This window comes from Paraniabella ginsengisoli (assembly GCF_022513635.1).
GTDB classification, from domain to species: domain Bacteria; phylum Bacteroidota; class Bacteroidia; order Chitinophagales; family Chitinophagaceae; genus Niabella; species Niabella ginsengisoli.
On record NZ_JAKWBL010000001.1, the window covers coordinates 642,900 to 665,727 of the forward strand.

Annotated in this window: 23 protein-coding genes; 3 read left to right on the forward strand and 20 right to left on the reverse strand. The window is 40.6% G+C overall.

Annotated elements, in window-relative coordinates; genetic code table 11:
• The first annotated feature begins 70 nt into the window (after positions 1-70).
• Positions 71-583, forward strand: coding sequence for an acyl-CoA thioesterase (locus tag MKP09_RS03590; protein ID WP_240826468.1), 513 nt, complete (start codon positions 71-73; stop codon positions 581-583).
• Positions 584-642: 59 nt separating this feature from the next.
• On the opposite strand, the gene dapA is transcribed toward MKP09_RS03590, so the two are convergent.
• The 16 genes from dapA to MKP09_RS03670 form a co-directional block, all read right to left on the reverse strand.
• The gene (dapA, locus tag MKP09_RS03595) at positions 643-1,527 is read right to left on the reverse strand and encodes a 4-hydroxy-tetrahydrodipicolinate synthase (protein WP_240826469.1); all 885 of its coding nucleotides are present in this window, start codon (positions 1,525-1,527) and stop codon (positions 643-645) included.
• A gap of 161 nt (positions 1,528-1,688) precedes the next feature.
• The gene (locus MKP09_RS03600; protein ID WP_240826470.1) at positions 1,689-2,660 is read right to left on the reverse strand and encodes an acetyl-CoA carboxylase carboxyltransferase subunit alpha; all 972 of its coding nucleotides are present in this window, start codon (positions 2,658-2,660) and stop codon (positions 1,689-1,691) included.
• 376 nt (positions 2,661-3,036) lie between these two features.
• Positions 3,037-4,194, reverse strand: a complete 1,158-nt coding sequence (locus tag MKP09_RS03605; RefSeq protein WP_240826471.1) for a glutamate-5-semialdehyde dehydrogenase — start codon at positions 4,192-4,194, stop codon at positions 3,037-3,039.
• 208 nt (positions 4,195-4,402) lie between these two features.
• Positions 4,403-4,810, reverse strand: a complete 408-nt coding sequence (locus MKP09_RS03610; protein ID WP_240826472.1) for a hypothetical protein — start codon at positions 4,808-4,810, stop codon at positions 4,403-4,405.
• Positions 4,807-5,598: a choice-of-anchor Q domain-containing protein gene (locus tag MKP09_RS03615; protein ID WP_240826473.1), complete on the reverse strand. Its 792-nt coding sequence runs from the start codon at positions 5,596-5,598 to the stop codon at positions 4,807-4,809. Before MKP09_RS03615 ends, MKP09_RS03610 begins: the two co-directional genes overlap by 4 nt.
• Entirely contained in the window at positions 5,598-5,807 is a 210-nt protein-coding gene (locus tag MKP09_RS03620; protein WP_240826474.1) for a hypothetical protein, read from the reverse strand. Before MKP09_RS03620 ends, MKP09_RS03615 begins: the two co-directional genes overlap by 1 nt.
• 436 nt (positions 5,808-6,243) lie before the next feature.
• Positions 6,244-7,188, reverse strand: coding sequence for a hypothetical protein (locus tag MKP09_RS03625; protein ID WP_240826475.1), 945 nt, complete (start codon positions 7,186-7,188; stop codon positions 6,244-6,246).
• Between the two features lie 11 nt (positions 7,189-7,199).
• On the reverse strand, positions 7,200-7,946 hold the full coding sequence (locus MKP09_RS03630) for a lipase family protein (protein ID WP_240826476.1): 747 nt from the start codon (positions 7,944-7,946) through the stop codon (positions 7,200-7,202).
• Positions 7,947-8,329: 383 nt separating this feature from the next.
• Positions 8,330-8,920 carry a hypothetical protein gene (locus MKP09_RS03635; protein WP_240826477.1) on the reverse strand — a complete coding sequence of 197 codons (591 nt, stop codon included), beginning with the start codon at positions 8,918-8,920 and terminating at the stop codon, positions 8,330-8,332.
• A 74-nt stretch (positions 8,921-8,994) separates the two neighbouring features.
• Positions 8,995-9,492: a LytR/AlgR family response regulator transcription factor gene (locus tag MKP09_RS03640; protein ID WP_240826478.1), complete on the reverse strand. Its 498-nt coding sequence runs from the start codon at positions 9,490-9,492 to the stop codon at positions 8,995-8,997.
• An 8-nt stretch (positions 9,493-9,500) separates the two neighbouring features.
• Complete coding sequence (locus MKP09_RS03645; RefSeq protein ID WP_240826479.1) at positions 9,501-9,662, reverse strand: response regulator; 162 nt, start codon at positions 9,660-9,662, stop codon at positions 9,501-9,503.
• 269 nt (positions 9,663-9,931) lie between these two features.
• The gene (locus MKP09_RS03650; protein ID WP_240826480.1) at positions 9,932-10,327 is read right to left on the reverse strand and encodes a sensor histidine kinase; all 396 of its coding nucleotides are present in this window, start codon (positions 10,325-10,327) and stop codon (positions 9,932-9,934) included.
• A 121-nt stretch (positions 10,328-10,448) separates the two neighbouring features.
• Positions 10,449-11,378, reverse strand: a complete 930-nt coding sequence (locus MKP09_RS03655) for a tetratricopeptide repeat protein (protein WP_240826481.1) — start codon at positions 11,376-11,378, stop codon at positions 10,449-10,451.
• Between the two features lie 99 nt (positions 11,379-11,477).
• Positions 11,478-12,515 carry a glutamate 5-kinase gene (gene proB, locus MKP09_RS03660; protein ID WP_240826482.1) on the reverse strand — a complete coding sequence of 346 codons (1,038 nt, stop codon included), beginning with the start codon at positions 12,513-12,515 and terminating at the stop codon, positions 11,478-11,480.
• A 113-nt stretch (positions 12,516-12,628) separates the two neighbouring features.
• The gene (locus MKP09_RS03665) at positions 12,629-13,108 is read right to left on the reverse strand and encodes a YkgJ family cysteine cluster protein (protein WP_240826483.1); all 480 of its coding nucleotides are present in this window, start codon (positions 13,106-13,108) and stop codon (positions 12,629-12,631) included.
• On the reverse strand, positions 13,109-14,023 hold the full coding sequence (locus MKP09_RS03670; RefSeq protein ID WP_240826484.1) for a sterol desaturase family protein: 915 nt from the start codon (positions 14,021-14,023) through the stop codon (positions 13,109-13,111).
• Between the two features lie 183 nt (positions 14,024-14,206).
• On the opposite strand from MKP09_RS03670, the gene gcvP reads away from it, so the two are divergent.
• Both gcvP and MKP09_RS03680 read left to right on the forward strand, forming a co-directional pair.
• Positions 14,207-16,483 carry an aminomethyl-transferring glycine dehydrogenase gene (gcvP, locus tag MKP09_RS03675; RefSeq protein ID WP_240826485.1) on the forward strand — a complete coding sequence of 759 codons (2,277 nt, stop codon included), beginning with the start codon at positions 14,207-14,209 and terminating at the stop codon, positions 16,481-16,483.
• A gap of 20 nt (positions 16,484-16,503) precedes the next feature.
• A complete protein-coding gene (locus MKP09_RS03680) occupies positions 16,504-17,079 on the forward strand; it encodes a hypothetical protein (protein ID WP_240826486.1) in 576 nt (191 codons plus the stop codon).
• A 216-nt stretch (positions 17,080-17,295) separates the two neighbouring features.
• On the opposite strand, the gene MKP09_RS03685 is transcribed toward MKP09_RS03680, so the two are convergent.
• The 4 genes from MKP09_RS03685 to MKP09_RS03700 all read right to left on the reverse strand — a co-directional run bounded on the left by MKP09_RS03685 (position 17,296) and on the right by MKP09_RS03700 (position 22,540).
• Positions 17,296-18,021 (reverse strand): hypothetical protein, encoded by a 726-nt coding sequence (locus MKP09_RS03685; RefSeq protein WP_240826487.1) that lies wholly within the window; start codon positions 18,019-18,021, stop codon positions 17,296-17,298.
• Positions 18,022-18,399: 378 nt separating this feature from the next.
• On the reverse strand, positions 18,400-19,827 hold the full coding sequence (locus MKP09_RS03690) for an AAA domain-containing protein (RefSeq protein WP_240826488.1): 1,428 nt from the start codon (positions 19,825-19,827) through the stop codon (positions 18,400-18,402).
• Positions 19,740-20,228, reverse strand: a complete 489-nt coding sequence (locus tag MKP09_RS03695) for a hypothetical protein (RefSeq protein ID WP_240826489.1) — start codon at positions 20,226-20,228, stop codon at positions 19,740-19,742. The genes MKP09_RS03690 and MKP09_RS03695 overlap by 88 nt, the downstream gene beginning before the upstream one ends.
• A gap of 305 nt (positions 20,229-20,533) precedes the next feature.
• Positions 20,534-22,540, reverse strand: a complete 2,007-nt coding sequence (locus MKP09_RS03700) for a beta-L-arabinofuranosidase domain-containing protein (protein ID WP_240826490.1) — start codon at positions 22,538-22,540, stop codon at positions 20,534-20,536.
• Positions 22,541-22,828: the final 288 nt, after the last annotated feature.

A 22,828-nucleotide genomic window follows, 5' to 3' on the forward strand; every position in this document is an offset into this window, starting at 1 on the left:
TTTTATAAACAGTTTGAGTTAAAGAACGGTAAAAGTCTGCAATTTGCGGCTACATTTGCAAAAAAATAGGATGGCTAAGAAACCTGCAGATAGTTTAGTAATTATGACAGAGCTTGTGTTGCCCAACGATACGAATGTGTTTGGCAACTTAATGGGCGGCAGATTGATGTATTGGATGGATATTGCTGCTGCTTTAGCTGCACAGAAACACAGTAACGCGCCGGTAGTTACAGCTTCGGTAGATAATCTTTCTTTTATGAACTCCATCAAGCTTGGTAATGCAGTTCATATTGAAGCTCGTGTTACGCGTGCATTTAACACTTCAATGGAAGTTTATTTAAATGTGTGGGGAGAAGATTTGGTAGCACAAAACAAATACCAAAGCAATACGGCATATTACACTTTTGTTGCTTTGGATGAAGCGGGAAAACCTAAGGCGGCAGCGGATTTGAAACCTGAAACCGAAGAAGACATGGAGCTGTTTAACGGTGCTTTACGCCGTCGGCAGGTGAGGTTGATTTTGGGAGGAAAAATGAAACCAGGTGATGCGAAAGAGTTGAAAGCATTGTTTGAAAAAGGGTAAATAAAATGGTCGATGGCTTATAATAATAGCCCAAGGTTTAAACTTGGGCTATGGTATGTTTAAAACTCACTCATCAATTTCTTAATATAAGTTGCATGCTTTTCGCTAACCGGAACAATCGGCAAACGTGCGTCCAGACTGCATAAGCCCAACTCTTTCATGTATTGTTTTACTCCTGCAGGGCTGCCTTCGGTAAATAATGATGCGATGATTTCTATAAATCTTAAATGTTGAGGAAGGGCCTCTTCAAATTTGCCAGCCAGGCAAAGCCGAATCATATCGCTAAACTCTTTGGGATAAGCATTGGCTACAACAGAAATAACACCTTTAGCGCCTAATGCAATCATAGGAAGCGCAACAGGATCATCTCCGCTTATCAACATAAAGTCGGCTGGTTTATGTTTCATGATATAATTGAACTGATCAAAACTTCCTGAAGCTTCTTTTGTTGCAATGATATTTTTACAATCTTTTGCAATGCGAACGGTCGTTTCGGCGCTTACGCTTTGGCCCGTTCTTCCCGGCACGTTGTACATAATAACGGGCAAGGGTGCTGCCTCGCTGATGATTTTATAATGTTGGTATAAACCTTCTTGTCCGGGTTTGTTGTAATAAGGCGCAACAGAAAGAATGGCATCATAGCCATCCAACTGCATTGTTTTAAATGCTTCTACTACTTCGCGCGTATCGTTTCCGCCAATGCCTGCAACCAATGCTACACGCCCGGCAGTTTTTTCTTTTACAAAATTGAAAAGAGCTTGTTCTTCTTCTCTTGTAAGTGTAGCACTTTCGCCGGTGGTACCTGCTACTACAAGATATTCTACTTTACTATCAATCCAGAAATTAATAAGATTTTCTAAAGTGGTCCAGTCGAAGTCTCCGCTGGTGGTGAACGGTGTTACAATTGCGATGCCCGTTCCTGTAAGTTTTTGTTGTAGAGACATATGTTTTAGTGAATAATTAATAGTGAATAATGAATGGACAATAGATGTTTGCCCAATTATATTGTGTAGTACAAGAGTGCGACGCAACAAAGACGATAGTAGCACTAAAGCCGGGACAATAAAAATACTGTCAACTATCAACCATCATCTGTTAACTCTTGTTACACTTCTTCCCAGAAGCCCATTTTGCTAAACTTATCAATGCGGGCTTCCACGCGCTTGTCGGGCTTCATGCTTTTTAGTTCATCAAGGCCTGCAAGTATCTGCTTCTTTAAATTTTGAGCGGCCGTGTCATAGTCCCAATGAGCGCCGCCATCGGGCTCGGGAATGATTTCGTCTATGAGGCCAAACTCTTTCATTTTGGTTGATGTAAGTTTAAGTTGCTCAGCAGCTTTCATTTTAAAATCCCAGCTACGCCACAAAATAGTGCTGCAGTTTTCCGGAGAAATAACCGTGTACCATGTGTTTTCCATCATGTAAACCCTGTCGCCAACGCCAATGCCTAAAGCGCCACCGCTGGCGCCTTCGCCAATAATAACGCAAATAACGGGCACTTTAAGTCGCATCATTTCGTATATGTTGCGCGCAATAGCTTCGCCTTGTCCGCGTTCTTCTGCTTCCAGGCCGGGATAGGCGCCGGGCGTATCGATTAAGGTAACAATGGGCTTGTTAAATTTTTCGGCCAGCTTCATTAAGCGCAAAGCCTTGCGATAGCCTTCAGGATTGGCCATACCAAAATTGCGCAACTGGCGTTTTTTGGTATTGGATCCCTTTTGCTGACCAATGATCATCACGGTTTGCCCGTCAAGCGAAGCAAATCCTCCAACCATTGCTTTATCATCTTTTATATTTCGATCGCCGTAAAGCTCCACATAATTTTCCGTCATCAACTCAATATACTTGTGCGTATAAGGCCTGTCTGGGTGACGGCTCAACTGCACACGTTGCCAGTCCGTAAGATTATGTGTAATAGTTTTACGGGTTTCGCCTACTTTATGTTCGAGCTGTTCTATCTGACCGCTCAGATCGATATCTGTTTTCCTTTCTCTTTCCGAAGTCAATTCAATTTCATCCAACAAATCTTTGATCGGCTTTTCAAAATCAAGAAACTGTCTGTTTGCTACCTGGGGCATAAACAATGCTTTTTTAATGTGGCGGCTAAATTAATGATTATTTAGGGAATGGGGAAGTAGTTGACTGGTTGAAAAGTTGAAAGGTTGAGAAGAACGCAGATCCGGACTACAATTGCCGGATGCGTAGCTTCCGGATTAAATGAGTTGAAAGATTGAGAAATTTTGACATAATTTTTTGTTTACCGGCAATAAATATATGGCATCGGTGTTGTGTCACTCTCTTGTACTACAGAATATAGGGCATCCTATTTATTCGATTGTTATCAGACTCTGGTGAATGATAGTATCATTTAATACTATCATTTTATTGGAAAAGTTGATATGTCAGGTTCCAGATAACTCGTACATTGTAATTCTTACATACAGGTTCAGGCAATTACCTTACTTGTCCATTGCCCTCCAAAATCCATTTTTCAGTTACTAATTTTTCCAGCGCAAAAGGGCCTCGGGCGTGTAGCTTTTGAGTGGAGATGCCAATTTCTGCACCCAATCCAAATTCTTCTCCATCGGTAAATCTGGTTGAGGCATTGGTATAAACAGCCGCTGCATCCACTTCTGTAACAAAGCGTTGTTGAGCTTTTTTATCTTTCGAAACAATCGCTTCGGAATGTTTGGTAGAATATTTTGAAATATGGCTCAACGCTTCATCTATATTTTTAACCGTTTTGATGGCGCATTTTAATGAAATAAATTCGCGTCCAAAATCTGCTGCTTTAGCTTTAAATAAATGCGGATAACCTTTCAGGTTTTTATAAGATGGCGCATCGGCAAAAATTTCAACCTCATGCTTGGCCAGCCTTGGGGCTAAAAGTGGTAAAAAATCGGCAGCAATTTTTTGATCAACGATGATGGCGTCAACAGCATTGCAAACAGACGGCCGGCTTACTTTTGCGTTTACCACAATATCAACAGCCTTTTGCAAATCGGCCGATTGTTCTACATAAACATGGCAAACGCCTGCGCCGGTTTCAATTACAGGCACCAAACTGTTTTGACGTACAAAATTGATCAACCCTTCCGATCCGCGCGGAATCAGCACATCGATATATTTTGTGGCAGTAAACATTTCCTGCACTATTTCGCGCTGCGGCGGCAATAGGCAAACGGTGTTGGCATCAAGCCCAAACTCTTTCAAGGCTTTTTGAATAATACCGATGGATACTTTGTTGGTGTGTTGCGCATCGCTGCTGCCTTTTAATACACAAGCATTGCGGCTGCGCAGGCAAAGTGCCGCAATATCGTAAGTAACATTGGGGCGACTTTCATAAATAGCGCCCACAACGCCCAGCGGCACCGCTATTTTTTTGAGTAGGATGCCATTGGGCAGTGTTTTTTCTAACAATATTGCTCCGGTTGGATCAGGAAGCCCTGCAATTTTTTTTATTGCTTTTGCAATATTTTTCAGGCGTTCGCTGTTCAGCATCAGCCTGTCGTTTTTTGGATCGTTTATTGCTTTTGTTGCTAAATCTTTTTGATTGGCTGTAAGAATAGCGGCTTCATTAGCAATAATGCCATTTGCTATTGCATGCAGCAACTGCTTCAATTTTTTTCAGGTAATTGTTGCAGCGCAATTTTTGCTTTATTAGTTTTTATAAATGAGGCTTGTATGGACATGATTATATAAAAGAAGGTAAATATAATTGTTTTTTTACCTTCGTTCAAAAATCAGTCGATGTTCAAGGTTCAACGTTTAAAGCTCAACGAAAAAACATGCAACCTGATACATTGAACTTCAAGCCCGATTATTGCCTTGTAGCTTTTATTACTTTAGTGTAGGTTTTACTGCCGTCTATATCTGTTTGTACAATGCGTACATACACCGGGTTATTGTATGCGGTTGAAAATATATCTTTTTTAGCGCAGGAAATAGCCACGCTACCCAGCAATACAGCGGCTGCAACGGCCAACGCTTTAGTTTTTCTACGAAGCGGAAATGCCATGCCCAGCAACAACAATACTAAAGCTGCACCGCCCATTACACCTGCTGCCTGCTTGTAATTGGCCTCAAAGCGGTAATTTAAAGGCTCTTGGCTATTGCCGCCGGGTGCCTGGCTTTGTACCGTACCCAGCGAGTGGAAGGTTTTGCCATCGGCAGATACCTGAATATCGAAAGAAGCATTGTTGGTTTCGGTAATGGTTGTCCAGTTCACCAAAAGGCTGTTGCCAACCAGGTAGCATTAAAGCTACCTAAGGTAATAGCAAGTGGGGTACTTCCTTGCTCGTACGGCCCCATATCAATGGTGCTGTTATGCAAACGTTTCAGACCACCCAAGTCGCTATCGTTATTAATGCTGTTATTGGTGCTGTTGCCATCCGCTGCTTCGTAAAGGCTGTTGCTGCCGGCATTTATGGCAGGGCTGCTTGTTATTAAACGGTAATCGCCTGTGGGGGTAGGTGCACTGCTGGCAGCTGCCGGGTTTACAAAAACATTTGTTGCTGTTACGCTAGTGCCATCAAGGTTATGATTTGCAGCATCTACCGCCATGCCCTGTACTAAGCTGTATTGTATATTGGGTGTGGAATTGTCATTATGAATCTCGGAACTAGTATTATTGAGGTACTCCGTATTGCCCATGATAATACTATTGCGGATATTGGGGCTGCTGCTGTTATTGTACATGCCGCCGCCGCCGCCGTAGTAGTTTACCCTATTGCCGCTAATGGTAAGGTTGCGCAGGGTGGGCGAAGCATTTTGGTTGTAGATGCCACCACCGCTGCTACCGCCTCGGTCACCACTCCCGCCGGTCACCACAAAGCCGTCTAATACCGCTGCGGCACTAAGCCCGTTGTTATCATTGATAATTACCCGTTTATTACCTTGGCCGTTTAGTACGGTGTTTACAGCAGGGTCGTTGGTTAGGGGCAGGGTAATAGTGCGGCTGGCAAGGGTGGTTTCTCCATCATCAAAGCTGCCGTATATTTTTACGCCTTCTTTCATTACAATGCTGGCGCTAAGGTTGTAAGTACCTTTTTTACAAAAATCTGTTGGCCAGCGCTGGCGTTATTAATGGCGGCTTGCAAATCGGTATAGGCATTGGCCCAACTGCTGCCGTTGTTGCTGCCGGTAGCATCTTTGTCCACATATAGTTGGGCAAAAATGCTGTTAGTAGTGGTAAGAAATAATAAAAATAGTATTGCTTTCTTCATGGTTCGAGGGTTTTGAGGGTTGGTAATTTTGGTTAATTTCTGAAAAAAATGTTCAACCATCAATGATTCGAAGGTTTTGAGGGTTGATGATTTTGCTTAACACCAGCAAGAAAAATACCAAACTATCAAATATCTGGAATATTTGTTGCGAAAGGAAGGTTTTTGGGGAGGTTTGGGTTTCGATATTCGATGTTCAATTGTCTACCCAAATAGCGTTCGGACGCCTCATTCGCCTATGGCGGAACAAGTCCGTCAGCACCAAACCTCACCCGTCCGCCTACGGCGGCCACCTGCTCCTGAAGGAGCAGGAAGCAGTACTCCAAAAGATTGATACTGTTCAGGATATAAAGTTAGTTCAAGGTTCAAAGTTCAACGGAAACTTCAAACCGAAACCGGGAACTTGAAACTTTGAACCTGAAACCTGAAACCTTAACCCCTATTGCCTCGTAGCTTTTATTACTTTGGTGTAGGTTTTAGTACCGTCTATATCTGTTTGTACTATGCGTACGTACACCGGGTTGTTGTCTGCGGCGGGTAACACATCTTTTTTAGCGCAGGAAATAGCCACGCTACCCAGCAATACAGCGGCTGCAACGGCCAACATTTTGGTTTTTCTGCGAATCGGAAATGCCACGCCCAGCAACAATAATACAGCTGCACCGCCCATTACACCTGCTGCCTGCTTATAATTGATCTCAAAGCGGTAATGTAAAGACTCCTCACTATTGCCGCCGGGTGCCTGGCTTTGTACCGTGCCTACCGAGTGGAAGGTTTTACCATCGGCAGATACCTGAATATCGAAAGAAGCATTGTTGGTTTCGGTAAGCGTTGTCCAGTTTACCAAAAAATTGTTGCCGGTTAGCGTGGCATTAAAGCTACCTAAGGTAATAGCAAGTGTTCCTGCGGGGTACCATACTATATCATCCAATACCAGGAAATTGCCTGCCGGAACAGAGCTGATGGTAAATGAAGTGACATTTGACCAGTTGACCTTTACCGTAGAGTAAGAAGGGTTATTTTGCCAGTTGTTTATAGTTTGGGTAACGGCTGTGTTACTGCCCCCGGTTGGGGTAAGTGTGGTACTGTTGGGGGTGCCTGTGTCATCATCTATCAATGTGATGGAAGCTACATCTATAGCCTGGCTAAAAGTTACTGTCATACCATCGCTAGAACCAGCATTAGCGAATATAGCGATAGCTCCAATGCCATAATTATAATTGAAAGCCTCATTCTGAAGTCCATTCTGTGTTACAGATGCGATAACACCGGCTACGGTTTCCTCAGCGGGGTCAAATTCGTTCAATGATTCCCAGTTGAAGGTGTTTTGTGCATCCGCCAAACCTGAGATAAGGCAGAGTAGTATGAGTATTGTTTTTTTCATGTTTGAATATCTTAATTGTCTATATTTTTAGTTATTGAAGAACCCGATTTCCCATCGCACTCTTTGGTTTCCTTGTTGGGAACTTCATAGTTTAGTATTATTCTGTTTCCCCAAAAGTCAATACCCCAAGTTTGTCCCTCTTGTGGGTTTGATATAGGAAGTGTCATGTTTATCTTATTTATTACATTTTGATAATTAACCATGCTGTGGTAAACATAATAATTAGTGTCAACCCATTCATCTTTTTCCCAAAAATCTATTAAAAAATAATCGGTCGCATGATAATAGTAAGGGTCTTGTTCTTCTCCGATTATAGGCAAATTTGGAACTATATCATGTTTGTTTACTATTCGCAAAACAGCATATTGATTTTTACTTTCAAGTAAACTTCTAAAATCTGATGCAGCTTGATTGTTATAAACTTTTGGGCAAGCGTAATTAATGTGTACTATGCTGCTGGGAATAATAATGCCTCGGCTTTTTAAAATATCATACGTAAACATTTCTGCTAAGGCGCTGCCTAAACTATGTGCTGCAATGAGCAATTGTTCAGGATTGTTTTTTTGCAGAAAATCAATTAATTGATATTGCAAACTGTTTTGTTGTTCTGAAATTTTGGTAGCATAAATGTCTTTAAAACCTTGTTCAACTAAAAGGTTATGATCGATATTACCATGATTAAAAAAGGGAAAAGGAGTAAATTCAACCTTAAAGTCTTCCCACCAATCCCACTTAGTGATTGAACCTTTAAATGCCAACAGCCATTTTTTTGACTCGTAGATGATTGAAATACTGCTACAAAAGGCTCATTATTTACACTCTCATTGAAAGGAGTGGCGCCCCAAATCCAATTTTTAAAGTCATATCCTTCTAATTTAGGGTCTTCTATATTCCCGCTTTTATCATAGATTGGGTATGCCACCTTTGCAGCTTGAGCAGCAAAATAAACTTCATCTTCGTATGTTTTGCTGATTTCCGAAATTCTTTTTGTCTCCATCATTATTAGTTTTGGTGGCTGCTTATTTCCTAACCAAAAAAACTCAAAACATTTGAGCAATCCTCATTTTGCCTGATATTTGTCGTGAAAGTGCCGTTTTTTGGCGTGAATGAAAGGTTTTGGGGAATGGGGAATGGTCGATGGTCAATAGTCGATGGTCAATGGTGAATGGTCGCAGACAGTCATTGCGAGCGGAACATTGACGATGTCATTGCGAGCGAAGCCGAGCAATCTCCAGCACCAGCAGGTTGCTCGTAAAAAGAGGTTCCTCCGCTCCGCTGCGCTGCGGTCGGAATGACGGCGATGGTTGATGGCCGCTGGTTGAAGACCGTCATTGTGAGCGAACCTCGACGATGTCATTGTGAGCGGAACGAAGTGGAGCCGAGCAATCTCCAGCACCAGCAAGCTATTTGCAAAGGAGTTTCCTCCGCTCCGCTGCGCTGCGGTCGGAATGACGACGATGTGGACCGTCATTGTGAGCGGAACAAAGTGGAGCCGAGCAATCTCCAGCAAGCTATTTGCAAAAGAGATTCCTCCGCTCCGCTGCGCTGCGGTCGGAATGACGACGATGTGGACCGTCATTGTGAGCGGAACAAAGTGGAGCCGAGCAATCTCGTCCACCAGCAGGTTGCTTGCAAAAGAGTTTCCTCCACTACGCTGCGCTGCGGTCGGAATGACGGCGATGTTGATCGTCATTGTGAGCGGAACGAAGTGGAGCCGAGCAATCTCCAGCACCAGCAGATTGCTCGTAAAGAGATTCCTCCGCTACGCTGCGCTGCGGTCGGAATGACGACGATGTGAACCATCAACTATAATTTTCCTTTGAACGATTTGGATATGGGAATTTGATGGCTGCCCAGCGTAAAAAACGAAGGCGATTGGGCACTTACCAACAGGGTGTTGATGAGGTAAGAGCGGTGGCATTGTACAAAATAACTGGGCAATAAAGAGGTTACATCCCGAAGATTTGCCCGTATCAGCAAGCGTTTGTGGCGGTATTGAAAGGTAAGGTACTTGTCTTTCGACTGTATAAACAGCACTTCCCTAGGGTTGATGTAATAGTATTTTTGTCCGTCCTTCAGTGCTATTTTATCAGCGTTTTCTACGGTTACTTTGGCAATGGCTATTTCCAGGGCTGCATAAATTTTCTGTTTGGTAAATGGTTTTATGAGGTAAGCTGCGGGTTTATAGGTTGCTGCTTGTTGAATGGTTTTTTTGTCGGAAAAAGAGGTGAGGAACAAAAAGGGAATGAGATAGTTTTCGTTAATCCTTTTGGCAATTTTAAAGCCTTCGTCTTTTCCGTGCATACGAATATCTAAAAAACAAAATCGGGTTGTTTATCCAAATAAGGTTCGGCTTCTTTCATATCGGAAACAATGCCGATAACGGTATGCCCTAATTCTTCTACATAATCTTTGAGTGTTTCTGAAATAATGGCATCATCTTCCGCAATGAGGATTCTATATTTTCGCTCCATTATCTTATTTTAAAAGTTAGCATAAAATGTGCGCCGTTGTTGTTCTGATAAACGATGGTTCCTTTTAATTGCCTGTGAATGAATAAATCTACCAATTTTAATCCCAGCGATTTGGACTTTTTAAGTTGAAACCGGACGGCAGTCCTTTTCCGTTGTCGCTGTAGTGTAAAGTAAGCTGCCCCTTATCGCACTTAATTTGTATGGTTATTTTTTGATTTTTTTATCAACCCAAGCATGTTTAAGGGAGTTGACGGCTAATTCGTGAATGATCATCCCCAACGGAACAGCTTGTTCGATGTGCATCGCTGGGTTGCTTCCTTCAATGGTAAAAAATTCTGGCTTCTCAAATCCGAATGTGCCAATGCGCAGAGAATTTCATTTAAAAACGGCACAATTTTTACCCGGTCGAAATTGTCGCCACTATACAACTGCTGATGAATAAGCGCCATGGAGTGAATGCGCTGCACAGCTTCCTGAAACAGTTTTTGCGATTCCGGATCGGTAATGCTTTTCAATTGCAAATTCATCAGCCCGCTGATGATTTGAAAATTATTTTTTACCCGATGGTGAATTTCCTGAATCAGTACATCTTTTTTGTTATTGGAAATAAGCAGTTCGTTGTTTTTTTTCCTGATTTTAAGGTAATAAACCAGTGAAACCAACAATAAAAGTACTAACAGTAGTGCGATAATGGCAATGGCGTTAATCTGCTGACTTTTGCTTAAATTTTCTTGTTTTAAAATCTCTGCTTTCTTTTTTCATTGGCCAGAATTAAATCTTTTTGCTTTACCTGGTATTGGGTTTCTGCATCCAGCAATTTTTTTCGTATTGCGAAGCCAGGTGTTTTTCGGTGTATTCTAACACATATACCAACTCCTCATTTGCTTTTTTAATATTTCCCAAAGCATGATAACAAGCTGCCTTAATATGATGCAGCTCTTTTGAAGCATAATGCCACTTTTTCCCGGCACAAAGCTTCAATCCTTTATCAGCATACTTAATTCCTTCGTTATACGGCCCGCCGCTCAATTGATAAAAGCGGGAAGTATTGATCAATATATCTACTTCTGTGCGAACATCCTGGTGCTTTTTTAATACAGCAAGCGCTTTTTTGTAATAATTAAGTGCTGTGGCATCACCGCTAAAAAGATACCCCAGTTGATTCAAAGAAGAAACTTCGATATCAGGATAGCCGTATTTTTGACTGATTTCTATTGCTTTTTGAGATAAGTCAATGATTTCTTCTCTATCGCTTAAAATTTCTGTTAAGATTGCTGCTTTCCTATTATAAAATTGTGCTTTGGTTTGATAAGATATGGTGGAATGAGTTTCCAGTTTTTCTGCAAGATTCAGGTATTTCTGTGCTTCTGTGTACTTCCCCAAATGCCGGTAAAATTCTGCCAGATAAATGTAACTCTTCATTATGCAATTATTATCTTTCAATTGTTTGCCCAGCGATAGGGCATGCAGGAAATCGGCTAATGCCAAATCATATTTCTCGCTCAACTGATAAGTTTTTCCGCGCTCAAGCACAACCCGAATGGGTTGAAACGAATCCTTTAACTGTTGTTGATGCTTTAATGCTGCATTGAAATAATAAAGAGCAGTATCATACACGCCCCGATTGCGATACCCAACGCCTTTGTTATAATTGTTTTGGGAGCATAAATGAATTGAACACAGCAACAGCGATAGAAGTAAAAGAAATTTGTTCAAAAACGGGATGATTTTAATAGTTAATGGTCAATGGTTAATAGTCAATAGTTAATGGGCGATGGGCGAGATACTGTCAACCGTCAACGCTCTTTGAGCTAATTACACCAATACAATATCATTGGCATGCGCTGCTACAATATTTTTTTCTTTTAATAATTTTTTTAGCTCCACATTGTTCAGTTTCGATTTGGCAACACCAATAATTACATCGTTTTCGTTCATCAATTGTACTACTTCGCCTGCGGCAAATTTTCCATCAATATTGGTAATGCCCACTGTTAAAAGGCTTTTGCGCCCGGCTACGGCTTTGGCGGCTCCTTTATCTAATTTAATATTGCCCAAAGTAATGGAACCGCTTGCCAGCCATTTTTGCCTATTTTTAAGCGTTGATTGCTGCGCGTAAAAACAACTTCCTGATTTTTTATCTAACGCATCGCTAATGGGCGTTGCCGATTGTAAGCCGCACATAATAACGTTGATACCTAAATTAGTAGCCAGCCTTGTAAACGTAAGTTTTGATAACATGCCTCCTAAGCCAAACTCCGATTTTTCGCCTTTCTTTACAAGCGATAAAATTTCTTTATCAATTTCTTTTATTTCCGGAATGATCTTTTTATCACTATCTAAAAAACCGCCAACTGATGTGCAAAGCACCAGCGTTTCGGCATCAAAAGCAATGGCTAAAAGCGTTGCCAGCTCATCGTTGTCGGAAAACTTCAGTTCCAAATCGCTAATTACATCGTTTTCATTAACAACCGGAATAATATGGTGCTCCCAAAAAGTATGAAACGTATCGCGCAATTGTAAAAACTGCTTGCGATTGCTAAAATGCGAACGCTCGCACAAAGCCTGCGCCACAGTAAAACCTAACTTTTGAAAGCACTTTCGGTACAACTGAATAAGAATAGGATTGCCAATGGCCGCAGCCACTTTTCTTTGCAGCAAAGTGCCTTTATAATCAGCAATAAATTTTTTACCGCTACTTACTGCACCACTACTAACTAAAACAACTTTGTAGCTCTTGTTCAGATTGCAGATATCTGCAACAATTTTTTTGATAACAGCCTGATTGATATTGCCATTAACATTGGTTATTACTGCAGAACCCAATTTGATCACTAAAACCTTTTGAGGCATAATAAAAAAAATGAATGTGAGCAAAGTTAAACTATAGAATGAAAAGTTGATAAGTCTGATAGAGTAATATTGATACAAGATCTAAAGAATAAAAACCGGGCTAGAGTTTAATTTTATCCTTCCAGTAATTTTTCTAAAACGTAATAAGTAATTGGACAGAATTCACTGTTTTTTAAAGTAAGTGTTTGACGCTTTATGAAAACATCTTCGTCTGTATACGGAAAACGTGCACAATCTGAAGGACGTTGTTCATAAATATGACAACTATTGTCGTTATTAAGAAACGGGCAGGGTGAAGTTTTTACGACAAAATCTCCATCTTCATCAACACGCAGGTAGGTGTCTATAAAAGCACTTTCTTTCATGCCCAGATATTTTGAAATACGCTTTACGTCGGGTGTTTTAAAACGCGGAGAATAATTTTTGCAGCAGTTGGCACATTCAAGGCAATTTACATTTTCAAAAGCTTCATCATGTAAAACAGGTAAACGTTTCAGAGTTTTGTTCTTATCAGCCTTTTTTAGAAACTGCTGGTATTGTTTACGATGTTCTTTTGATTTTTTCTCCCAATTATGTAAAATATCTTTCGCCATTTATTGTTCCTTATTTGTTTGGGCTTCTTCTGCCTGGCGCATTTGAGTGCTTGTTAAACGGCTGCCATTGTGGCTCCAGCCGGGAGGGCCAAAAAGATAACCTAATTTTTGTTTGAATGTAAAACGTTTATTCTTTAGGTCTTTAAAAATATTAATCCATTCGTGAAAAACAATATTAAAAGCATTTTCTTTTTCAATGGGACTTGTAAGTCCATATCTTATTGGTTGATACTCTTCTGGTGGCAATTCTTTTTGAAAAGTGCCAAAAAGTTTATCCCATACGATAAGAAACATTCCCATGTTTTTATCCAGGTATTTGGGATTAGATCCATGATGTACGCGATGATGAGATGGAGTTACGAATAGGTATTCCAAAAATCCAAGTTTGCCCACTTTTTCTGTATGAATCAAGATTCCCCAAATCTGCGTGGCCGAATACACAAATGCAATATCCAGCGGATGAAAGCCCAACCATGCGAGGGGAATAAAATAGACAAATCGGTAAAGTGGTTCCATAACCGATGAGCGGAAGCCGACGGTAAGGTTGAACTTTGAAGAAGAATGATGTGTAAAATGCGTGGCCCAAAATAACCGGCATTCATGATCCACTCTATGCAGCCAGTAATACATAAAATCTTCGAAAATGAGCAGTACCAGCCAGTAAACCCATGGATTACTAAACGGTTCAACAATTCGATGGTTATAAAAGAAAAGAAGGATAATTCCGATGTAAACTGATCTGAATAATAAATCAATGCCACCATTCAAAAGCATTAAATAAACATTTTGAACTGTGTCTTTTAAAGTATAAGTATTTTGTTTTCGTAAGTGGCTCAAAATCAATTCTAAGCCGATTACTATAATATATAACGGAGTTGTAAGCAGTAGTAAAAAACTTTCTCTGGCAGATTGCATAGCAGCCGCAAAGATATATGATATGAAAAAAATAGATGGAGCGCATTTTAGGGATTGCCCATCTTTATACGATTCGAACAAAATAACTTATACACATGTTATCGTGTACAATCGTGTGCGCAAAAATGACTAGTGAATTACTATTACCTTTGCACATCCAAAAAAATTAATTTCTACCACACTATGAGTATCTTAGAACTCCAATCTAAAGAGTTTTCGAAAAGGCATATTGGTCCCAATGAAGCAGAAACACAAAAAATGCTGCATGAGACAGGCTTTAATAATCTTGAAAGCCTGATTGAAAAAACAGTTCCCAAGGGTATAAGGATGAAAACGTCCTTAAAAATACCGAAAGCCATGAGCGAACATGAGTATTTGAGGCATATTAAGAACGTTTCTTTAAAAAATAAGATATTCAAAAATTATATAGGTCAGGGTTATTACGGAACCATCACACCTTCAGTGATATTGAGGAATGTTTTCGAAAACCCAGGCTGGTACACGCAGTACACACCTTACCAGGCAGAAATTTCTCAGGGGAGACTGGAAAGTTTGCTCAATTACCAGACTTTAGTTAGCGATCTTACGGGTTTACCTCTTGCAAATGCTTCACTTTTGGACGAAGCTACTGCAGCTGCGGAAGCAATGGCTATGTTTTTTAGTCTGAAAAACAGACAAGACAATATTGAGAGACCTAAATTTTTTCTGGATGTTGAAACTTTCCCTCAAACCAAGGATGTAATTTATACAAGAGCTATCCCGTTTGGCATTGAAGTGGTAGAAGGCGATTACAAAACGGCAAATATTGATGAAACCTACTTTGGTGCGCTGGTGCAGTATCCTAATAATCTGGGAAGCGTTGAGGATTACAGAGGCTTTATCAGTAATGTTCATAATGTTGGGGCCTATGTTGTAATGGCTACCGATCTGTTGGCTCTTACTTTGCTCACACCTCCCGGTGAGCTTGGCGCTGACGTAGCCATTGGTTCAGCACAAAGATTTGGGGTTCCTTTAGGTTATGGTGGCCCTCATGCTGCATTCATGTCGGCAAAAGACGATTTTAAACGTGTATTGCCTGGTCGTATTATTGGAATAAGTGTGGATGCGCAAGGTAACCGTGCTTTACGTATGGCTTTACAAACGCGCGAGCAGCATATTAAAAGAGAAAAAGCTACTTCTAATATATGTACGGCACAGGCGCTTTTAGCCAACATGGCGGCTATGTATGCTGTTTATCATGGCCCTAATGGTCTTAAAGCTATCGCTGAGCGCATCGCAGTATATGCGCAAACGGTGGCGGCAGAAATAGAAGCAAGGGGTTTTGAATTAGCTACTGATAGCTTTTTTGATACGCTGGTTGTAAAAGCCCAAAATGTGGCAGAGATCCGCAAAAAGGCAGAGGCACAAAAAATTAATTTCAGATACATTGGTGATAACCTAATCTCCATTTCCATTGATGAAACAATTATAGTTGAAGACCTTTTTGATATCATCAATTGTTTTGAAAATGATATCAATCCGGTAGCGTTTGATATTGGCGAAGATGAAGGAATGTATCGTTTACCAGAACAATTATCAAGGACATCATCTTACTTAACACATTCTGTTTTTAATACCCATCGCAGCGAAAGCCAGATGATGCGCTATATTAAGTATCTGGAAAACAAAGATCTTTCTTTAAATACTTCGATGATATCGCTGGGAAGTTGTACCATGAAATTGAATGCCGCAACGCAAATGATGCCTTTAAGCTGGGCGCATTGGGCGAGTATTCATCCTTTTGTTCCTGTAGAACAAGCTGGTGGTTACAAGGAGTTGGTAGACAACCTAAGCGCTTATTTATGCGAAATAACAGCATTCGACGCCTGCAGCCTTCAGCCGAATAGCGGTGCACAGGGGGAATATGCAGGATTGTTAACTATTAAGGCGTATCATGAAGCGCAGGGTAATCCACACCGTAATGTAATGCTGATTCCCATTTCAGCACATGGAACAAATCCTGCGTCTGCTGTGATGGCAGGCATGAAAGTAGTAGTTGTAAGGGCTTTGGAGAATGGCTATATTGATGTTGAAGACTTGAAGGCTAAGGCTGCTCAGCACGCCAACAATCTGGCAGGTATTATGATTACCTATCCAAGCACTTATGGCGTTTATGAAGAAACAGTTAGAGAGATCAATCAAATAGTTCACGATCACGGCGGACAGGTATATATGGACGGCGCTAACATGAATGCCCAGGTTGGTTTAACAGCTCCCGGACTTATTGGCGCTGATGTTTGCCATTTGAATCTTCATAAAACATTTGCAATACCTCACGGCGGTGGTGGACCTGGCATGGGGCCGATTTGTGTGAAAGCGCACCTGGCAAAGCATTTGCCGGGTCATATTTTCCCCCCTGCCGGGGGAGGTCGGGAGGGGCTGTATCTGCAGCTCCTTTTGGATCAGCTTCTATTTTATTAATATCTTATGCTTATATAAGAATGTTAGGTGCTGAAGGTGTTAAAGCAGCAACTGAATTTGCTATTCTTAATGCCAACTATATGCGGTCAAGGTTGGCGCCGCATTATGACATTCTTTATACAAATGATAATGGGTTATGTGCACATGAATTTATTGTGGATTTAAGGCCTTTCAAAAAAACTGCTCAAATAGAAGCAGAGGATGTGGCAAAGCGCCTGATGGATTACGGTTTCCACGCACCCCCTATGAGTTTCCCGGTTGCCGGCACTATTATGATTGAACCTACGGAAAGTGAAGACAAAGCAGAGCTGGACCGCTTTTGTGACGCGCTTATCAGCATAAGGGAAGAAATAAAAACTATTGAAAATGGGATGGCGGATATAAAGGATAATGCACTGAAGAATGCGCCGCATACACAACAAGTTGTTACAGCAAATGAGTGGAACCATGCGTACAGCAGACAGGATGCCGCCTTTCCTTTACATTATGTAACATTGAATAAATTCTGGCCTTCAGTTGCAAGGGTAAATAATACAGTAGGAGACAGGAACCTAATTTGCACTTGCGAACCTACCGAAATGTATGCGGAGGCATAGTGAGGTTGAAAAGTTGGTAAGTTGAAGAAATTAGCTAATTAGCCAATGTGCTGATGTGATAATGTCTGAACCTGAATTTTATTGATTTGAGGATTAGATGTAAAATAGGCATAATCCTGTTGATCTTTTAACTCGAAAATCCAGGTTCAGACAATAGCGATGAATATATAGGTTGAGTTATGTTATACAGTTCAAGAGTGCGATCCCTCGGCAAGCTCAGGATAAACTGCCACAATTTTGATGATTCATAATCGGGACGATAAACCGAGCGTGGCAACGAAGATGCCACATATTTATTGTTGGGATCATAACTATTCCCTCTTTCCATTGTTTTTGTGAAAGAGTCAAAGGCTTGTGACGACAATAATTATTTTTTTCGATAGAAATAGTAAAGGCCTTGTCCGATTCGTTGAGACAGGAGTTTAAAATAGTCGCTGCAGGTGCTTTAAACTCTAATGCCGCTCCGGAAGAAGTATTGTAGTTAAGATAAGTGTATAGATCTTGCTTGCTGTTATTATTACGATTTACGCCTCCATCGGCATCAATAGCATAGAATTTTGAAAGCGTATATTTTTCGCTGAGCAAACGATCAAAATAATAAAAGGTATTTTTTAATGTTCCATAACTTCCCAGCGAAGATTTAATAAGTACATTCGTTATAACACCATTCTTTTCTGTCAACTCACAAATAAAGTTAGGATTGGGAGATTCTCTGTCCAACACAGAAAATGAGGCTTTCTTCACCCCTAAGGAATCGCTTATAACTACTTCAGTATTGGTAAAGTTTGATTTAATATCGCTGTACGGCTGCCCGATAAATCCAACCATTTGTTCCAGGTCAAGTTCAACAGGCTCATTAGCTTCAGATGTTACGTCAGTTTTTCCACATGAGATCAGCATCACAAACAAGAGTATTGTTGACAGTGATAGCAATGTTTTCATCTGTTTATTTTTTATTTTTTTCTTCAGTCAGATGGAATTCGCATAAAAATTATCGCTTTGCCCGCCCGGATGAACACCGTTCGGACGGGGGTATAATTTAGCTTGCTAATTTTTATGCTTATTTCATTTATTTCGATTGAATTGGGTATTATATTTATGGCTGCTTAGCAAATGTAATCACTGCATAACAGTCCGGGCTTATTTTCACAAGGCAAATTTTGATCCAAAACAGTAATTGACTTACTTTAACTTTTTATTAGAAGCATTCCCGATAAATATGGTTCCCAAAATGCTTTGATTGTCAATTTATTCTCTCTTAAAAAAGTAGAAATAATTTTAATTACTGCATAATTACCAGAACGCTGCAAATCAAAACCATTAGTCAACTTCAAACTCCCAAACAGTTCTGTACGCGCCATGTTTTTCAATGTATTCTAATACGGATTGGTAAAATGGGTCGGCGCCAATTGTGGCACTATCGCCGATTATAATAAGTTGTTGCTGCGCTCTGGTTATAGCTACGTTCATTCTTCTGTAGTCTTTCAAAAAACCGATTTCACAGTTATCGTTACTTCTTACGAGCGAAAGTACGATCACCGGTTTCTCTTGTCCCTGAAAACTGTCTATTGTGCTGATTCGCATTTTTTGGGGCAACAATTCTTTTGCTACGGATACCTGTCCTGAATAAGGAGAAATAAAAGCTGCTGTTTCTGGTTGAAAATTACCCGCTTCTAAAAGTTTAGTAACGATTTGTAACTCGCCTTTATTTTGTAAGCTTATTCCGTCGGGTCCGTGTGTTTCATTAAATCCTGATCCCGCCGTATCAATAAATGTAAGATGAGGCGCTTCATTTGTAAGATGATCAGCAGATTTCAGAAGACCATTGTAAAAGTAGGCACTGCTAAAGCCAGCAATTACAGGCTTCATGCGGTATTGAATATCCAATAAGTTCACATTTTTAATATGATCAATAGCGAGTTCAAGGATTGATCGGTTCAGTCCTTTTTGCATAGCTGCACTGCTCAACACAGTTGGAGGAAGTTGCAGATGATCTCCTGCCAATACGATTTTAGGGGCCAGAGAAAATACACACCAGGCAAGCGGCTCAATGCATTGCCCCGCTTCATCTATTATTACATGATCAAAAGCTATTTTGAAAAGCCCGGCATCATATAAGCCAATGGGGGTGCCGGCTACCACCTGTGCCTCCTGAAAAAGTTTTTCCTCGTTATAATTTCTTATTTGTTTTATTTCTGCACGGATGTTTTTTACCTCCTTGAATAACAAGCTTCTTTGTTCTCTTTCAGATTTGCCAAAGCCTCTTTTATATTTTAACGCCATGCGCCTGAATTCTTCGGCTCTTAATTTTAGCTGGCGAATTTCCTTAACAAGTTTGCTATTGTTCAATTTCCCTTCAGGCGTATGTTGAAAAATCTCTTTATCAGTTTTTTCAGCGTTCCCCACTCTTAATAGATTGATCTTTTTAGCAAGAAGGCCTTTGCAAATATTATCTACTGCAGCATTGCTGGGTGCGCACACTATTATCTTTTCTCCGCGTGCTGCGAGTTGCTGCACTGCTTCAATAAGGGTTGTGGTTTTGCCTGTGCCCGGCGGTCCGTGTACAATGGTAATTTCCTGATTTTGCGTAATTGCTGTAACAGCAAGTTGCTGGCTTTTATTCAGTGATTTATTATGAAAGGCAATTGCTCCGGTACTTGTTACAGGTAATGAAATATCTGATTGGTCGCCATGCAGCTTCTCAAATAAATGAAAAAGGCGTTTGTCTTTTTCAAGATCGGCCAGCACTTTTTCATGATGCCTGTCGTTCTGGTATCAGGAGCCAGTTTAATACCCACGCCATCATCTTCTATCCAATCTGGAAAATCTGGAGCAAAGAGCCTGAATTCACCTGCTTTTCCTTCAAGATTCAATAATATGCCTTTTACCGCATCCTCATCTTGTTTAAAACATTCAATGGCTGCACCATCCCTAAACAAATGGGTTTCTCCGGGATATTTGAGCCGAAAGCTGATCTCCGGATAATCGGCATAGCCGAATCCTTTTCGGGTTACTGTTAATGGATGTAACGCCAGGCCATCAGCCTTAAGCGTTCGAAGTGTATGTGTCTGGTCAAGTTGATACCGATTTGCCTGTTCTTTTTCTTCAAGATCAATGCACTGTATCAGACGATGTATATGAGGATGCATGAATTAAATCTAATTGCGATTTGTCTGCAAATTAAACTCATTTAATCCAGGCATTGTAGAAATTAAAATAACGTAAGTTTTATATAGTTTGAACTATAAATAAGTGAAGCGTGTCATTGGCACAAAGGAGGCATCTCATCTTGTTTAATACGTAGGAAATAAACTCTGATTTTAGCGTCATCCTGAGCGAAGTGGATCGTAGCCGAGGGATCTCCTGGCAGTATCGGAGATCGCCCAACTCCACTTCGTTTCTTTCGCAATGACTATCTCCAAAGAAATAAGGCGCCAAACTCGTTCATACATAATCATCTGCCGATTACAGGAAATTGAGAAATCCGAAGTTTGGTACATCCGTATGGAATTAATGTAATTTCTTCTTCCTTTTGTTTTGGAACTCCTTCATTATAAATAACGCTGTAAGGAAGCGGGCCAGCCATCTCGTTGTATAATTTCCATTCGGGTATTGATTTGCCTTTTGTTTTAAGAATGATGGGAGCATTTTTCTGGCTCCATGGATAATTGGATATACTTTGCGTGGTTATTGTAAACTGATTGCTGAACTCCTTATCAGGAGCCGCATTCAGACCAAAGTTCCAGGCTGTTGTTGGAGTTACTTCCAGATAAGATTTTCCATAATGTTCAGGGTCTTTCTGGTTTTGAATCCATTTTTCGGCTTCGCCTATTTTCAACGCATAAACAATCGGGCCTCTTTCTACAGAAACAGAATTTTCATGCCATGTGTTTTTCAAGATATGCATGGGCAAGGTTAACTCTACTATATCGCCACTTTGCCATTTACGGTTCAACTTAATTATTTCACCACCATTTGCCTGATAATAAATTTCACCATTTACTTTAACTGTTGCCAGCTTGCACCATTTGGGCACACGAAGATGTAAAGGGAACAAAACATTTTTTTCATTCTTATCAAACTCAATAACAAATTTTATTTCTTCCTGAAATGGATAATTTGTTATTTCCTTTATAGTTACTTTTTTATTGTCGCCAACAGTAGCGGTTACTTCGCTTGCTGTGTACACCAACGCAGCCAGCCCTTTATCTGGCGTTCCATACCAAAGGTTTTGCGTGAACTTTGGCCATCCCTGATGCATGTTTGAAGTACAGCACGGGTAACCTGTAAGAAGTCCATAACAAATATCCGTTCCGCTATGATTGACATCAAAATTTCTATTATGCCTTGTGATCATTACCTGGTTTGCCTGTTGAAAATATTGATGATTCATATAATCATCTGTGGTTTGACTGGGGAGTGCATTAAATGCGATTCGTTCAAGATGGTCGGCATAATCAACATCGCCGGTAATTTGCAAAGCACTTTCAAGCGAAAACATAAACTCAACTGCGGAGCATAGTTCTGCTCCCTGAGTAGGACTGTTACCATGCAATGCTTCGTCACCGCCGTATAAACCATTAGCGGTTCCATTGAATTTTTTCAGATCAGCCAGGCCTTTATTTAATGCATCAACATATTTCTGTTCCTGGTGTTGCTGGTAATAAATGATTGGAGATTTTATACCTTGCGCCAGATTTACTCCGTGTATGCTTCCGGTACTGCTTAAAAGATCAGAGTGAAGAAACGCATTAGTGAAATCAAACGTTTGGCGATGAAGCAAGTTAGCTAAATCAAGCAAGAAATGTTCGCCGGTAATATTGTAGAGCCAGTAAACAACCATCAGGTTATCTGCTGCTCTGAACCTGGCCCAGAACGTCCAATGGTCAAGCGGTTTAAGTGGAAGTTCTTTTAGTTGATATTTAAAGTAGTTGGTAAACAAAGTAATCACACGTTGATCACCCGTTGCCATATAATATTGTTTCAATATTTTCAGCATTACCATTTTGGGCCACCAGTCGCGACTATTATCTCTTTGTACACCATGCTCAGGTGCGTAATCTTTCGAAGGGCCAAAATAGCCATCTGGTTGTTGGCTATTGATCGCCCACTCTACCCATGGTTTTACTTTTGCGATCAGCTGTTTATCCTTAAGAATATAAGCAAGTGGCAACAGGCCGTCGATCCAGTAAGGGCCGCGTTCCCATTGGTCACCATCTCCTCCAAGCCAACCATTACGTTTGCCCATGACCAACGGATACAATTCATCCAGTTTCCCGGTAGCTCCGTTTTTTTGACGAATAAGCATTTCCCTCAACCAACCTTTTGGCTTTATAGCTCCGATAGGTAATTCTAAATATATATCTTGTTTTAATGGAGCTCTTGGAGTAATCACTTTAGGAGATTGCCCGTAAAGAGAAAATGTCAATACTGTTAATAGCGCAGCAATGTTGAGTTTCATGTTTGGCATTTACGTTACTTATTTAAGGGAAGTGGTTGTCAACAATCTTAATAACAAAAAGTGCAAGATAACTTCTTTTGTTTTTTAAGCGAGCAACTATCGCTGTTATCGTGAACTTGAAAGTAACAGATTCAAAATAACTTCCCTGTTTCTAATGGGTAAATAAACCACATAGAGACATAGCTTGTACTTCGCCTTTTAGGGTTGATAGACTCCGCCGAAGGCGGAACATAGCATTCGGGAAATGAAGGCTTATGTGTTTTTATGTTTTCTTTTTTGTCATAACAC